12 protein-coding genes and 1 pseudogene are annotated in these 15,971 nt (G+C 43.1%); 5 read left to right on the top strand and 8 right to left on the bottom strand.

Annotation, left to right across the window (positions count from 1 at the left end):
* Positions 1-51: 51 nt before the first annotated feature.
* Positions 52-1,932: a T9SS type B sorting domain-containing protein gene (locus QWZ17_RS18950; RefSeq protein WP_290306867.1), complete on the bottom strand. Its 1,881-nt coding sequence runs from the start codon at positions 1,930-1,932 to the stop codon at positions 52-54.
* Positions 1,933-2,237: 305 nt separating this feature from the next.
* Positions 2,238-2,366 carry a hypothetical protein gene (locus QWZ17_RS18945; protein ID WP_290306866.1) on the bottom strand — a complete coding sequence of 43 codons (129 nt, stop codon included), beginning with the start codon at positions 2,364-2,366 and terminating at the stop codon, positions 2,238-2,240.
* On the opposite strand from QWZ17_RS18945, the gene QWZ17_RS18940 reads away from it, so the two are divergent.
* Positions 2,365-5,085: an outer membrane beta-barrel protein gene (locus tag QWZ17_RS18940; protein ID WP_290306865.1), complete on the top strand. Its 2,721-nt coding sequence runs from the start codon at positions 2,365-2,367 to the stop codon at positions 5,083-5,085. The two genes, QWZ17_RS18945 and QWZ17_RS18940, sit on opposite strands and share 2 nt — an antisense overlap.
* A gap of 358 nt (positions 5,086-5,443) precedes the next feature.
* Here QWZ17_RS18940 and QWZ17_RS18935 read toward each other — a convergent pair whose 3' ends face one another.
* From QWZ17_RS18935 to QWZ17_RS18925, 3 genes are all read right to left on the bottom strand, one after another.
* The gene (locus QWZ17_RS18935) at positions 5,444-6,013 is read right to left on the bottom strand and encodes a MarC family protein (RefSeq protein WP_290306864.1); all 570 of its coding nucleotides are present in this window, start codon (positions 6,011-6,013) and stop codon (positions 5,444-5,446) included.
* Between the two features lie 13 nt (positions 6,014-6,026).
* Positions 6,027-7,187 (bottom strand): MFS transporter, encoded by a 1,161-nt coding sequence (locus QWZ17_RS18930; RefSeq protein WP_290306863.1) that lies wholly within the window; start codon positions 7,185-7,187, stop codon positions 6,027-6,029.
* Positions 7,188-7,280: 93 nt separating this feature from the next.
* Positions 7,281-8,837, bottom strand: a complete 1,557-nt coding sequence (locus QWZ17_RS18925) for an amino acid permease (protein WP_290306862.1) — start codon at positions 8,835-8,837, stop codon at positions 7,281-7,283.
* 430 nt (positions 8,838-9,267) lie between these two features.
* Here QWZ17_RS18925 and QWZ17_RS18920 point away from each other — a divergent pair, with 430 nt between their 5' ends.
* Entirely contained in the window at positions 9,268-9,468 is a 201-nt protein-coding gene (locus QWZ17_RS18920; protein ID WP_290306861.1) for a RelB antitoxin-like protein, read from the top strand.
* Positions 9,469-9,598: 130 nt separating this feature from the next.
* Positions 9,599-9,727 (top strand): annotated as a pseudogene (locus QWZ17_RS29685) (type II toxin-antitoxin system RelE family toxin); the annotation flags it as partial.
* A gap of 14 nt (positions 9,728-9,741) precedes the next feature.
* On the opposite strand, the gene QWZ17_RS18915 reads toward QWZ17_RS29685, so the two are convergent.
* The 3 genes from QWZ17_RS18915 to QWZ17_RS18905 all read right to left on the bottom strand — a co-directional run bounded on the left by QWZ17_RS18915 (position 9,742) and on the right by QWZ17_RS18905 (position 12,920).
* Complete coding sequence (locus tag QWZ17_RS18915; protein ID WP_290306860.1) at positions 9,742-10,101, bottom strand: hypothetical protein; 360 nt, start codon at positions 10,099-10,101, stop codon at positions 9,742-9,744.
* Complete coding sequence (locus QWZ17_RS18910; protein WP_290306859.1) at positions 10,101-10,589, bottom strand: hypothetical protein; 489 nt, start codon at positions 10,587-10,589, stop codon at positions 10,101-10,103. The genes QWZ17_RS18915 and QWZ17_RS18910 overlap by 1 nt, the downstream gene beginning before the upstream one ends.
* A gap of 81 nt (positions 10,590-10,670) precedes the next feature.
* A complete protein-coding gene (locus QWZ17_RS18905) occupies positions 10,671-12,920 on the bottom strand; it encodes a sodium-translocating pyrophosphatase (RefSeq protein WP_290306858.1) in 2,250 nt (749 codons plus the stop codon).
* Positions 12,921-13,076: 156 nt separating this feature from the next.
* Between QWZ17_RS18905 and QWZ17_RS18900 the strand changes: the two genes are divergently transcribed.
* Positions 13,077-14,513: an APC family permease gene (locus QWZ17_RS18900; protein ID WP_290306857.1), complete on the top strand. Its 1,437-nt coding sequence runs from the start codon at positions 13,077-13,079 to the stop codon at positions 14,511-14,513.
* A complete protein-coding gene (gene dacB, locus QWZ17_RS18895) occupies positions 14,491-15,897 on the top strand; it encodes a D-alanyl-D-alanine carboxypeptidase/D-alanyl-D-alanine endopeptidase (protein WP_290306856.1) in 1,407 nt (468 codons plus the stop codon). The genes QWZ17_RS18900 and dacB overlap by 23 nt, the downstream gene beginning before the upstream one ends.
* Positions 15,898-15,971 lie beyond the last annotated feature (74 nt).

Here is a 15,971-nt window from a genome sequence, read left to right as displayed (position 1 = left end):
AAAACAGGCCAATGTAATGGTGAATGGCAGTCAATAGGTTAATATAGCATTTCATAAAAGTATTTCTACCCAGCCCGATAACGTGGTCCCATTTTTTAAGTCGATGCGGTAGTAATAAGTCCCGGCAGGTAGTTTACCTTTTGCCGTGTTGCCATCCCATGGTTTCGCATAGCCTTTGCTCTGATAAACAATATTACCATAACGGCTAAATACCTGTATTGTAGATTCGGGGAAGGTGTAAAGCGCTTCAATATTCCAGGTATCGTTAAAGCCATCATTATTAGGGCTAAAGCTGTTTGGTACAATTACTTTTTTGTAAACACTCACAAACACCTGGTCGGTTTTTGTTACTACGCAGGGAGCGCCCGATGTAATATGTAAAGTGTAAGTTATATCGCCGGTTGGCGATGCTATGGGATTGATTTTGGTGGGATCATCCAGGTAGTCTGCCGGTGTCCAGTAATAGGCAACGTTACTGCCGCTCGCTGTGCCGTCAAGGCGGGTGCTTTGTCCAAGGGTGATCTGTTTATCGGGACCAGCGTCTGCTATCGGGTCTTTAATCACAGTAACGGTTACGCTGGCCCGGGCTATACAACCATTTGATGTTACCATAACGGTATACGTTGTTGTGGTATCCGGCATGGCAAAAGGAGTTGCAGTGTTAACATCAGATAAACCTGTTGCCGGCGACCATAAAAACTTTGTGCCACCTGTTGCGTGTAAAGTAATGCCTCCGCCGGGGCATATAGATACGTTTTCGCCGGCATTGGGATTTAGTTTTGGGTTCAGTTCAACATCAACGTTGCTGGTTGACGTGCACCCGCCTGTAGTGATAGCAACCTGGTAAGTTCCGGAGAGTACACTCCCCGCCTCTATCACGGGGTTTTGCTGGTTGGATGTATAGCCACCCGGGCCTGTCCAAATATAGCTATCTCCGGCAGATGCAAACAGGTTGAGTTTTTCACCATAGCAAACCGGCGTAGTTGCTGTTGCAATAGCCTGTGGTGGTTGCTTTACGGTTAACGTTAAAGGTTGAGATACCACCCTGCAAGGGCCGGAACCTATATTAATTGCTTCCGCACTGGTAAGCCTGTATTGATAAATGCCTGCCGCAACGGGTTGTGTAGCCAGGTATGATTGTGTTGTAGCGCCGGGAATATCTGCCCAGCCACTGCCATCGTTTATTTGCCATTGGTACGCCGGATTGGTATAACGGTAATCCGAAGCAAGCTGCGCATTTAAACTGAACGTTTTACTGTCGCCCGCACACGCCGTGAAACTGGTTGTATTATTATCGAAAACAGGAGTGAGGGTAGGGCCGTATGGGCTAAACGTGATATCATCCAGCGCGATATCGTTACCATAGCCCCCGCCTGCGTTGTTAGTCATTTTTAAGATGATATCACCGCCGGTTGAGGGAGTGGTAAAAGTGATGCTATATTGCCGCCAGCCCAAGCCATTGTTAATTGGTCCGGTTGGATTAGTAATAGTTCCTCCTGTAGTTGTTACCGAAAATGTAATATCGGGTTTAATACCATCAAACTGCATCAGGTTAAGCAGGTAGGCGCTAAACTGGTATTTGGTGTTTGGGCATAGCCCCCTTATCCGCTGGTTAAAAAATTCATCGGGTATTTCATTTGCACCAACTACCATCATATAACCACCAGGGTTGCCGGTATGGTCGCCGGTAACCAGCCAGGCCCCGGTATACATGCCCTGCGTTGAGTTTGCAATGGTATAAGAACCATCCTGTGGTGTACCAGGATAATAGCTGTAAGTGGTTTTAAAATCCGAATTGTCAATCTGCGGACCTATTCTGTTTGCGCCCGCTCCAAAATCAATAGAAAAAATAGCATCGCCCACCTGCGCTTTTACATCAAAAGCATCAAATGCAAATAAGCATATGAAAACCAGTAGAAAATATAATCTCATACCGGGCAAAAGGCGGTAAAGTCCAACGGATATTAAGCTGTGTTTGGTAACACTTATAATGGTTACGTAAATCTATCATGAAGCAAACGTTATTAAAATGGATAAAAACTAAAGTTTGATGGATAATACTTTTAATTTATCTGCGTTAATGTCGCAATCGCGTTTATGAAAAAGCCTTATCCAAAACTATTATGTATTCAGCAAGTAAATTAATGCAAGGTGTTAGTTATATAATCCATTATCATATACTAATAGTCCATTGCTTTACTTAATTATTGCTTATATTTTTGAGTTGTTAACTGATCTCATTTTTTAATACCATCTAAACTTTTACCTTTTACAAAACCATCGTGATGCTGCCTGTTATAACTTAACGCCGGTTCCCCAATACCCCGTACAACCTTATACCACACAATTACACCTGCCACCTGCATGAAATTTATTCCTGTATTACTGCTTTTTTTAACCTGTTTTACCGTGGGCTATGCCCAAAACCACGTAACTATTAAAGGCCGCGTAACCGATTCACTTGATAAAAAGCCTTTGGAACTAAGTACCATAGCCATTGTTGATGTAAAAGATACCTCCCTTATTGCCTACACCTTGAGTAAAAAGAATGGCGATTTTGAATTGCGCAGCCTGCCCTATGGCAAAAAGATAAAGCTGGTTGTATCCTTTACAGCTTATAAAAGCTATATTAAAATATTCACCTTTAATAAAAACGATGTGCTTGATTTGGGCGATATAGCCCTCAGCAACAAAATGCTTAATGAAGTGGTGATACGGGCCGAACGTGTGCCCATCAGCATAAAAAAAGATACTATTGAATTTAGTGCCGACGCCTTTAAAACCCGCCCAAACGCGGTGGTTGAAGAATTGCTTAAAAAGTTGCCCGGCCTACAGGTAAATGGCGATGGCTCCATTACCGTAAATGGCAAAAGTGTAAGCAAAGTACTGATAGACGGGAAGCAATTTTTTGGTGGCGACCTTAAAATAGCTACCAAAAACCTTGATGCCGCCATTGTAGGCTCCATACAGGTTTATGACGACAGAGAGAACGACCCCGACCACCTGATTAGCGATAACAAAGTACAAAAGGTAATCAACCTTAAGCTTAAAAAGGCCATTAAGCGCAGCATCTTCGGCAAAGTATTTGCCGGCGGCGGCACCCGGGACAGGTATGAAAGCGGCGGACTGTTTAACCTTTTCAGGGATACGCTGCAATTAAGCATCATCGGCCTCAGCAATAATCTTAATAAAACGGCCTTCTCTAATGACGACCTGTATTCCCAGGGCGGTTTTGACAGATCGGGCGGCAATAGCCTCTACAATGGTACGGTAAATACCGGCGGCCAAAACTGGGGTGGTGGCATAGAGAAAATAACATCCGGAGGTTTTAACCTCAATACCGATTATGGCAAAAAACTGAAAGTCAACCTGCTTTATTTTTATAGTCAGAAAAATAACTCCGTAGAAAACTCGGCTTATATTCAACGTTTTTTGAAGGATACAACCTTGCTTAGCAACTCAAAATCAAAGCAGCAATCAGATAAATACGCGCACTCCCTAAGTGGCCTTGTTGACTGGAATCCCGATACGCTTCATACGATACATTATGCGCCCAAGCTGATGTTTAACCGCGAAAACAATAGTTATGATAGTTTTTCTGACACCTACAATAATTTTGGCAATCATCTAAATACGGTTAATAGCAGCAGCAGTAATACAAGTAACAGTACCCAGTTTTCGCAGGAGTTTTATTACAATAAGCGTTTTAAACACAAAAAAGGGGCGTCGTTCAATATTGGCCACAGTTTGCAGGTAAACCCAAGCAAAAGCGATAGTTATCAAAATAATGATCTGCAGTCGTTTACTCCGGCACCGCCATCAGATACCATGCGACGCTACAGTGCCGGTAAAAACAATAATATTTCGGCCAATTTAAACGGAAGCATCATATATCCCTTCACTAAAAAAATAAAGGCCGATATATCCGTGAATGGTACTTATGCCCAAAGCGGCAATGAAAGCAACGTGTTTGACAGGAATAAGGCCACGGGCAATTATGATATTTTCCTGGCCAGCCAAAGCGTAAATTTAAAGCGCAACCAGTTTACCGAGAACCTGCGGCCCGGCATTACCTATGATGTAACCAAAAGCATATCTATAGTGGCAAACCTGGGTTTCGACTGGCAACAGGTGCAGGATAAGTTTGTAACCGTTAACCAGTACCATAACTACCTGTTCCTGCTGCCCTCTATCCGTACAGAGCTGGGGCCGGTTACCTTAAGCTATAATCGCTCGGCCAATCAGCCGTCTATCAACTCACTGCAGCCGCAAACCATTGTTTACAACCAGTTATATTCGTTTACGGGCAATCCTTTGCTAAAACCATCTACCGACGATAATTTCGGCTTTAATCTTAACAAATACTTCCAGGCCTCACAGGTAAATATTTACATGTACAGCAGTTTGAGCATGCAACACAATGCTACCATCAATGTACAAACCATTGCCGGTAACGGCGCGCAAAGCACATCTTTTGTAAACCGCGATGGGCAATACAACCTCAACGGATCAATGGGGCTTTATAAACAGTTTAAAAAGATGGGTAAGTTTACCATTAATACCAACACTTCATTAAGCGAGTATCTTATACGCAACCTCAATATTATTAATGAGGTGGAGGGCTGGCAAAAAACGTATTCAACCGGTATTAACCAGGGCATCAACCTTAATTATGATGATAAGGTGGAGCTAAATACCAATACCGGCTATCGTTTTACGAATACCAATTATGATTATGGCGACCATAAAAAAATACGTACCAACAACTTTAACCTAAACAACAACCTGGTGGTGCGCTGGCCCAAAAAAATTATTTGGGAGACTAAACAGGAGTATTCATACAACCCGCAGGTAAGTCCCGGTTTCCAAAAGGGGATTAACGTGATAAGCAGTTCAATAGCGTTACAAATGTTAAAAAAGGATAGGGGTGAGATCAAGGTAACCGGGTACGATCTGTTTAACCAAAACACAAGCGTGTTCAGGTACGCCGGGGATAACATTATTTATGATGTGCAGAACAACACGCTAAAGCGGTACTTTTTGCTCACGTTTACGTATAAGTTTAATAAGCTGAGTACGAAGTAGGATTGCATAACGCAGAAGACTCACCCGCCAGCGCTTTGCGCGGCACCCTCTCTTCGGCTTCGCCGGAAAGAGGGGTTTGAAAAGTTTGCCTTTATTGTGATGATCGATTAATAATTAATTAGTTAATAATCAGCGTTCAAACCCCTCTTTCCACCGCAGGTGAAGAGAGGGTGGCGGGCGTAGCCTCGCCGGGTGAGTCTTCTCCGGCGTTCAAACAAGTGCCATATCAAGGGTAGAAAGCACGAAGTGTACAATTATCTACGTTCACAAAAAACCTATAAATCAGAATAATCCGAAAAATCCCGGTTCAGACAAAACAGCATCCAAATCCTCAAATTATTCCACACCTGCACATCCACTAAAGGTGCGTATTACTCCTGAAAAGTTTTATAGCAATTGCCAGCAGAATAATACCAAACGATTTACGTAAAATGCTTAACCCCACGGGGCCAAGCAGTTTTTCTAACCACTTTACGTTTTTAAGTACCAGGTAGACCACAACGGTATTAAGCACAATACCTACTATGATATTTTGCGTTTGATATTGCGATTTTAAGGAAAGCAACGTAGTCATGGTACCTGCGCCGGCTATGAGCGGGAAAGCGATTGGGACTATTGAAGCCGAAAGCGGCACTTCTTCTTTAAAAAAATCGACACCTAAAACCATTTCCATGGCGATGATGAAGATTACCAGCGAACCGGCTATGGCAAAGGAAGATATATCCAGCCCTATAATGGCCAGCAGCTCATCGCCCACAAATAAAAATACAACCATTAATACCAGCACCGCGATGCTGGCTTTTTCCGATTCGATATGCCCCACACGCTGCCTTACCTGTATAATTACGGGTATAGCGCCCAGGATATCAATAATGGCAAAAAGGATCATGGTAACAGATAGTACCTCCCTGAAAATTAGTGGATGCATGGCTTTAGGGTTTTCATTCTTTTGACTTTAACCGGAAACTTAACAAAAGTGCGAATAAAATATAGCAAGACGATAAAAAGAAAACACTATGTACTGATATCAGTGCGGCAAACCCGGCGGTTACCGGGCCCAATGTTTGCCCTATGGATGCGTACGACTGGTTGATGCCCAAAATCTTCCCCTGTTCATTGTGGTCTATATGATCGGAAATGATGGCGTTGATCATTGGGTTGCGCAAGCCATTAAACAAACCGTAAATGCAAATGCCGATTACAAAGGTGATAAATTCATTGGTAAGGCCCGTAATAAACATAGCCACCATACATAAAACGGTTGATAACAACAGGATGGTTGATTTGGAGGATAACCATTTGGTTAGCACTGGTACCGATAGCTGCATTACAATACCACTAATACCAAAGCCGGCGTACAGGATGCCTATTTGTGTAGGGTTGATTTTAAGTACATCAACGCTAAAGGTTTGAAAACCGATGATCATGGTAAACTGCGCCATGGTGAGCAAAAAGCCTGTGAATACAGCGGTGCCTATAACCGGGCGCTTTAGCGTAGTAACTAACGCTGATAGTTTAAAGTTTACTTTGCTATCGCGGTTTTGAGTTTCGGGCGGATTGGTTTCTTTTAACAGGAAGGCGGTGCAAAGCGTACCAATGAGCGAAATACCCGCCGCGAAGAAGAAGGGAACGGTTGGTCCGAATTTATTGAGCAAACCACCAATTGCAGGTCCTATCACAAATCCAAAACCGAAAGCCGAACCAATGATGCCAAACTTTTTAGCCCTGTTTTGCGGTGTAGCCGTATCAGATACCATGGCTTGCGCTACCGAGACATTGCCGCCGGTTAAACCATCTAAAATTCGGGCAGCAAACAGCATGTAAATACTACTTGCCCAGGCAAATAACAGAAAGGAAAGACAAGTACCTGCAAGGCTGATCACCAGGATAGGTTTACGTCCCCATTTATCAGATAACGAACCTAAAACCGGTGTGGCAAAAAATTGCGCAATGGAAAAAGACGCGGTGAGTACACCCAGTGTTTCACCGGTAACACCGTATTGCTTGCCGTAGGTATAAAGTACAGGTACAATAATGCCAAAGCCCAGCGAGTTGATAACGCAAATAAATACTAATATCCAAAGGTTTTTATCCTGTTTCATGAATTGATGTTATCTACAGGTATCAAAAAGATAAGATAACAAAAAAGGTTCTGAATTTTCAGAACCTTTTTTGTTTGTGTAGATCAGTTTATATTATTCAACAAATTTAGGATTGATAGGATCATTTGCACCATCAACTTTACCATGTCTTACATGCGAGCGTTTAACGCTATAACCAAAGTAAATAACAAAGCCAATAAGCAACCAGCCAATTAAACGTAACCAGTTTTCAAGGCCTTCGCTGGCAATCATACCCAGGCAGATTAACGCGCCCAGCGGACAAACAATCATGTAAGCAGGTGTTTTAAACGGACGCACGATGTTTGGATCGGTACGGCGCAAGATAAAAATACCTAAACAAACCAGCACGAAGGCGAACAGGGTGCCAATACTCACCATGTCGCCCACAATACGATCGGGAATAAAGCCCGCGAATATAGATACGAAGCCAAAAAACAACCATTGCGATTTATATGGCGTACTGTATTTAGGGTGCAGTTGTGAAAACACTTTTGGTATTAAGCCATCTGTACTCATTGTATAAAATACACGGGTTTGGCCTAAAAGCATCACCAGGATAACTGATGAAAAGCCTGCAAGGATAGCTATTGTTACTAATTTAGCCAACCAGCCATAACCATGCATGAAAGTGTTAATAGCGTAAGTCACAGAAGCCTCTTTACCTGCTATAAGGAAATCGCGGTAAGGAGCGATACCAGTTAATACGTGCGAGAACAGGATGTACAAAACAGTACAAAATACCAAAGAGATAAGGATACCCTTCGGCATATCTTTTTGCGGATTTTTAGCTTCCTGCGCGGCAGTTGATACGGCATCAAAACCAATAAAGGCAAAGAATACCACACTTGCGCCACGTAATACACCAAGCCATCCGTGGTTAAAGGTATCAGAGTAATTGATGGTACCTGTACTTGTTACTACCGGTTTCGCATCGGCCGGAATCATGTATGGGATGTGGTTGGCAGGGTTAATAAAGTGCCAGCCCAGGCCAATGATCAACAATACGATGGCAACCTTAACAATAACGATGAAGTTATTTACCGAAGCAGATTCGGCGGTACCACGGATTAGCAGCAGGGTTAACAGGAAGATGATCAGGATAGCCGGAAGGTTAACCAGGCCGTGTACGCCCATCTGATCGGTATACATGCCTGTTGTTGAAATATTGGTTTCCCATGGCGAGTGACACCACTGAAAGGGTATATGGAAACCAAAAAAGGTGTTCAAAAACTCGTTAAAGTATTGCGACCAGCCAATGGCTACCGTTGCGGCACCTAATGCATACTCCAACACCAAATCCCAGCCAATGATCCAGGCAATAAGCTCGCCCATGGTAGCGTAAGAGTAGGTGTAGGCCGAACCGGCGATTGGTATCATACTGGCAAATTCAGAATAACACAAACCGGCCAATGCGCAACCAGATGCAGCTATAATGAATGAAATAGTAACGGCAGGACCCGCGTGTTCACCGGCTGCAGCCGCGGTACGCACAAAAATACCCGCGCCAATAATAGCGCCAATACCCAGTGCAATAAGCGAACTCAAGCCAAGCGTTCGCTTCAGGGTTTTTTCCCCTTCCTTTGACGCCGCCAGTAGTTGTGCGATAGGTTTTTTAATAAATAACTTCATGTTTAATTTTTAAGATCAGTCGTAAAAAAATATAAATTCACATTTCCCCAAACGTACTTAAATTTATTGAAAACATAAAGAGCCAAATGTAACAATGGACGCTTTGAAACTTCCCAAATTAAAGTTTGAAAATCAATGGCTTACATTAAGCGTGTTTTTGGGTTGTAACGAAGTCATAAGCTCATGATTTGTTAACGATGGGTTAATTTGAGCGCTTGCTCATCAAAAAATGAAAAGTATTTTATTGGGGAGGAGCTGCTTGGTCCGGATGCGATAATAAAAATGCAGGTTTTATAGTTACACAACTTGTGTTTAATGTTTTGCCAAAGGTTATTTTGAGGAGTTATTTTTGTACGATAAGTTGCGACCATTATCTGATTTAGGAAACAATATTTTATTGCTAAATTTACTTAATAAATAATTTAGAGCTATGCTTACTTTAGTAAAACCCCAATATATTACAAACGAAGATGGCGAAAAGGTTTCTGTGATTATACCCGTAAGTGAATACGAGCGGATGATAGAAGAATTGGAGGATATTGATGACGTGCGGTTATTTGATGAAGCAAAAAAAAATAATGAGCCGTCGATGTCATTTGATGATTATGTAAAACAACGAAGGGCTAAGTAATGGCTTCTTATAAAATTACCATTGCTAAACCTGCGCAAAAACAACTCGATAAATTGCCTGACAATATAGCTGACCGTATAATTGATGCTATTTACACGCTGTAGATGACCCAAGACCAAGTGGGTGTAAAAAATTAAAAGGTAGAGAGGGTTTCAGAATAAGAGTTGGGGATTATCGTGTAATTTATGAAATATTCGACGATGTTTTGGTGATCGAAGTTGTTTCATTAGGGCATAGAAAAGATATCTATAATTCTTAACCTATAAACATCATTTAAAAATTATTAAGCTGTTTAAGTTTCTTTAAACTATAAGCCTTAAAATTAATGGTTTTCATAGTATCCAATTGCTTGCCATTTTCGACCACGTATTCTTTGCGTTGTGCAATTACGCTATCATTACGAAATATGCAGTCGATATATCCTTTCTCATCGTCATATTGCCCTAAGTTTTGGCTAAAAGTTAAAGAATCTGTCAGGTAGGCTGCTACCGAACTATTGAGAACGCTTGTACGGTAAATTTCAATGTACAGATGGTTGTCTTTGGCGATGGTGTATTTGTAATCGCGTTTGCTTTTGAAGTTGCAGGCGGTTAACGGAAATAGGATGAGCAGATAATAAGCTGTCTTTTGCATTATTTATTTGGCAAAAGTGTGGGGAAGATATATCCTAATATATTAGTCACGGCAATTAAAATAACTATAAACATCACCAACTTGGGTGTATTATGTGTTTTTAATTGAAATGCCGTAAAAAACGTGAGTATGGAGAATGTAATGGAGGTTTTGGCTACTGCGACGATGAAGGTATGAAATGTATTTTCAGGAAAAATACGCCATAAAAATCCTTGGAAAAATACTTCGGTGATTAAACAAACTGTAACTCCATAAAGCGTTAAATGACTAACGGTAAAATCCGGTCGCAGCTTGATCAGTTCTTTAATTAAAAAAATAATTGCTACCATAAATATGCTGAACACAATAAGCCCGTTGGTTTTTACCGGGGTAAACGGAATCTTTTCGGGGATATCGAATGACGACAGGAAGAAAATATAAAAATTACCCAACAAAGCAAAAAAGAGGATCACGATGTATTTAAGGCTAATGCCCTGAGCTGATTTCATGGTTACTAATGTAAATATTCCGCTCGAAACAAAAAAAGCCGCCTTCAACAGGCGGCTTTTATCAATATCCAAAAAGAATAATCATCCTTTCTTCTCATTTTTAGTAATAGGCGACACATAAGCCTGCACAATCACCTGTTTTTTAACCTCGTGTTTCATGGCAGTTGGCGCGGGCGTTGGTTTTGAATTTAAATGCGGCGCGATAACCAATGAAACAATAGACATCAGCTTAATCAAAATATTCATTGACGGGCCCGAAGTGTCTTTGAACGGATCGCCTACGGTATCGCCGGTTACTGATGCTTTGTGTGGTTCTGATTTTTTGTAGTGCATTTCGCCATTGATCATGCAACCTTTTTCGAACGATTTTTTGGCGTTATCCCATGCGCCGCCGGCGTTGCTTTGAAAAATACCCATCAACACGCCCGATACGGTAACACCGGCTAATAAACCACCCAATACTTCTGGTCCGAAAGCGAAACCGATAATGATAGGGGTAATTAGCGCGATCAGGCCAGGAGCAACCATTTCGCGGATGGAAGCTTTAGTAGAGATAGCCACGCATTTTTCGTACTCGGGCTTGGCTTTGTACTCCATAATACCCGGAATTTCGCGGAACTGACGGCGTACTTCCTCAACCATGGCCATGGCGGCGCGACCTACAGCCGAGATACACAAGGCCGAAAAGATGAACGGGATCATGCCGCCTACAAATAAACCGGCCAAAACATCGGCTTTATAAATATCAATATGTTCGATACCGGCAACACCCACAAAAGCCGCGAATAAAGCCAGTGAGGTCAACGCGGCAGACGCGATAGCAAAACCCTTGCCTGTAGCAGCGGTAGTGTTACCTACAGCATCTAAATTGTCTGTACGGTGACGTACTTCCTCGGGTAGACGGCTCATTTCGGCAATGCCACCGGCGTTATCAGCAATAGGGCCAAACGCGTCGATAGCTAACTGCATAGCTGTAGTTGCCATCATACCGGCAGCTGCAATAGCCACGCCATATAAACCGGCAAAGTGATAAGATCCGTAAATACCCGATGCCAATACCAGGATAGGCAACACGGTTGATTCCATACCTACCGATAAACCACCAATAATATTGGTTGCATGACCGGTTGACGACTGGCGGATAATGCTCAATACCGGGCGTTTACCCATAGCTGTATAATATTCTGTGATGATAGACATTAAGGTACCTACCACAAGGCCAACCACTATCGACATGAACACACCATCTTTAGTAAACGGAACAACACCGGCCTTAACAACGCCATTTACCTCATCACGTACCATGTGGAAGCTATCATTTGGCAGCATCCATTGTACTACAAAATAAGTGGCAATGGCTGTAAATATGATAGAGGCCCAGTTGCCTATATTTAAAGCCTTTTGAACGCTGTCGGTTTCGCTTTTAATGCGTACCAGGGCTGCACCTACAATAGAAAATATTAAACCCAAGCCTGCAATTACCATAGGCAACAGGATGGGGGCAATACCGCCAAACGCGTCATGTGATACAATTTCACGACCTAATACCATGGTAGCTAACATGGTAGCTACGTACGATCCGAATAAATCGGCACCCATACCGGCTACGTCGCCTACGTTATCGCCAACATTATCGGCAATGGTAGCAGGGTTACGCACGTCATCCTCGGGGATACCAGCTTCAACTTTACCTACAAGGTCGGCACCTACGTCGGCAGCTTTGGTATAAATACCGCCGCCAACACGGGCAAACAGCGCTATGGATTCGGCACCTAATGAAAAGCCGGCTAAAACATCCAATGCTTTCGCCATGGCTTCGCCGTTTACGCTTCCGCCTGTATTTTTAACATACATGGTATAAAATACAATGAATAATGAACCTAAACCGATGATGGCCAAACCGGCAACACCCAGGCCCATTACGGTTCCTCCTGTAAAAGATACTTTTAAAGCTTGTGCCAAACTAGTACGGGCAGCCTGTGTGGTGCGCACGTTAGCCTTGGTAGCAATACGCATACCCAGGTAACCGGCAAAGGCTGATAAAAACGCGCCAATAATAAATGAAACGGCAATAACCGGGCTTGAAGTGGCTACGGTGGTACCGCTCCAGGCTAATAAGATGCCGGCAACTATTACAAAGTAGCTCAGTACTTTCCACTCGGCACGTAAAAAGGCCATCGCGCCATCGGCAATGTAGCCGGCCAATGTGGCCATGTCGCCATCGCCTGCATCTTGTTTGGTAACCCAGGCGGCTTTAACAGCCATAAAGGCAATGCCTATCAAGCCAAAAACCGGAATTAAATAGATTAAGTAATTGTTCAAAAAATCCATAGTCGCAAATTTGGTTTATAAAGTAAAGTACTGTTAGTGTTAAAGTGTAACACGGTATAATTGGTGGTTGCAAAATAGTAAATTTATTTTCTTTACAATAGCCTGTCAATATTAAAGTTTTTGAATAGTTTAGGGGTTTAAACCCTTTTTAAGTATATGACTAACGACCCCGGACAATCAAAAATGAAACATGAGCTTGGCCTGCTTGATGGCACCATGCTGGTAGCAGGCTCCATGATAGGCTCAGGTATATTTATAGTTGCTGCAGATATTGTGCGCAACGTAGGCTCGGCTGGATGGCTGATAGCCATTTGGTTGATCACCGGTTTCATGACCTTAACCGCCGCTCTTAGTTACGGCGAACTCAGCGGCATGTTCCCCAAAGCAGGCGGGCAATACGTTTACCTTAAAGAAGCTTACAATAAACTTATCGCGTTTTTATATGGCTGGAGCTTTTTCGCCGTAATCCAAACCGGTACCATAGCGGCGGTTGGCGTGGCGTTTTCAAAGTTTACAGCTTATTTGATACCCGCTGTTAGCGAGGATAATATCCTTTTCCAAACGGGCTTTATTAAAATCAGTGCCGCACAGCTGGTATCTATCGGTATAATTTTAATATTAACTTATATCAATACCAAAGGCGTAAAAAGTGGCAAAATCATTCAAACCACTTTTACCTTAACCAAGTTGTTAAGTTTATTCGGATTGATTGCATTTGGTTTCATGGCTTTTAGAGGCGATGTATGGCATGCCAACTGGACCGACGCATGGCATTTACATAATCTGAATAAAGACGGCAGCTTCAAAGAAATAGGCCTGGGCGCAGCGTTGGGGGCCATTGCAGCGGCAATGGTAGGCTCTATATTCAGCAGCGATTCATGGAATAACGTTACCTTTATAGCCGGCGAAATGCGTAACCCTAAACGCGATGTAGCCATGAGCCTTTTCCTGGGCACCATGATTGTAACCATCATTTACGTATCGGCAAATATTGTTTACACCGGTGTGCTACCCCTACATGAAATAGCTACCGCCGAAAAAGACCGTGTTGCCGTAGCTGCATCTCACGTCATTTTTGGCAACATAGGTACCTATGTAATCGCGGTGATGATCATGATCTCTACCTTTGGCTGTAATAATGGTTTGATATTGGCCGGCGCAAGGGTTTATTATACTATGGCTAAAGACGGCCTGTTTTTCAAAAGAACAGGTGAGCTTAACAAAGCATCGGTACCGGAGTTTGGTTTATGGATTCAGGCTTTATTGGCCTCAGTACTTTGCTTAAGCGGTAAGTATGGCGATTTGCTGGATATGATCTCCTTGGTGGTGGTAATTTTTTATGTGCTCACCATTATTGGTATTTATATTTTAAGAGCTAAAATGCCAAATGCCGAACGCCCTTACAAAGCATTTGGCTACCCGGTACTACCTGCTATTTACATTTTAATGGGTATAGCTTTTTGTATTTTATTGCTGATGTACAAAAGCGACTATTCGATATTTGGCCTGGGAATTGTATTGATAGGTATCCCGATTTATTACGTCACCAAGGGCAATGCCAAGAATGAGGATGAAGCGATTAATAACAGTTAGTTTATTTTTATTAGCAGGGCGGCTGCAAGCCCAGGATTTTCAATCAAAATTATCAGCAGCATTTAGCCGGTTACAGGCCGATAGCCAGTGCCGTTACGCCTCGCTATCGCTAACGGTATTGGATGCCAAAACCGGCGAGCGGGTATTTGCCGCCAGTCCGGATATGGGTTTGGCTACGGCATCAACCTTAAAAACAATAACCAGTATTACCGCCTTTTACGTATTGGGGGCCGATTTTAGGTATCAAACCCAATTAGGTTATAGCGGCGAAATTACTGCCGATGGTACGCTCAACGGCGATGTCATCATTAAGGGGGCTGGCGACCCAACCCTGGGCAGCTGGCGCTATGAGCAAACCAAAGAAGCCCATATTCTGGCCCTGATGGCCGACGCGCTTAAAACCGCAGGCATCAAAAAAATAAACGGAAGGGTTATTGGTGATGACAGTATTTTCGGCACACAATCTATCCCAGAGGGCTGGATATGGCAGGATACAGGTAACTATTATGGTGCCGGTACATCGGGCCTTTGCTGGCGCGAAAATCAGTTTGATATCAAGCTGCGTACCGGGGCGGTTGGCAACCCTATCGGCGTTTCTTACACCGTCCCTAATGTACCTTACCTCACTTTTAAAAGCGAGCTTGTTAATGGCCCATCCGGTAGCGGCGATAATGCTTATGCCCTTTTACCCATTGGCAGTAAGGTGATGTACCTGCGTGGCAGCTATGCCATTGATAAAGACAAAAAAAGTATTTCGGCCGCCTTGCCCGATGCGGCTTACGATGCCGCTCTGCGCCTGGAAGATACCTTGAAACGTTTAGGTATTACAGTAAGCAATGATCCCGAATCGGTGGCTACTTTAACCGCCAAAGGGGTACAAACACCGGTGATCGGTAAAACGCTCACCACCATCCAATCGCCGGCTTTGAGTAAGATCATCTACTGGCTCAATCAAAAAAGTATTAACCTGTATGCCGAGCAATTGCTCAAAACCATAGCCTGGAAACAGGGGCGTAAGCCAACTACGGGTAACGGCGTAGAAGAAGTTCAGAAATTTTGGCAGGCCCGCGGTATCGATCCAAACAGTATCAATGTCTATGACGGCAGTGGCCTGTCACCTGGAGATAGGGTAACTACCAACACACTTGCCCGCATCCTGCAATCGGCTAAAAAAGAATCCTGGTTTCCCGGTTTCTACGAAAGCTTACCTGTATACAATGATATAAAAATGAAAAGCGGCAGCATTAACAGCGTGCTGTGCTATGCCGGTTACCAAAACCACAATGGCCGCGAATTGTGCTTTTCCATTATGGTGAATAATTTTAGTGGATCGAGCAGGGGGATTAAGGAGAAGATGTTTAGGGTGCTTGATGTGTTGAAGTAGTAAGGCCTAAACTCTTAAAGGGGGAATGTAAGGTGTCACAAATAACATGTAAAACCATAACTAAAAAAGAGGTT

The organism is Mucilaginibacter flavus, assembly GCF_030409315.1.
GTDB classification, from domain to species: Bacteria; Bacteroidota; Bacteroidia; order Sphingobacteriales; family Sphingobacteriaceae; genus Mucilaginibacter; species Mucilaginibacter flavus.
This window is presented reverse-complemented; position numbering and strand designations above follow the sequence as displayed.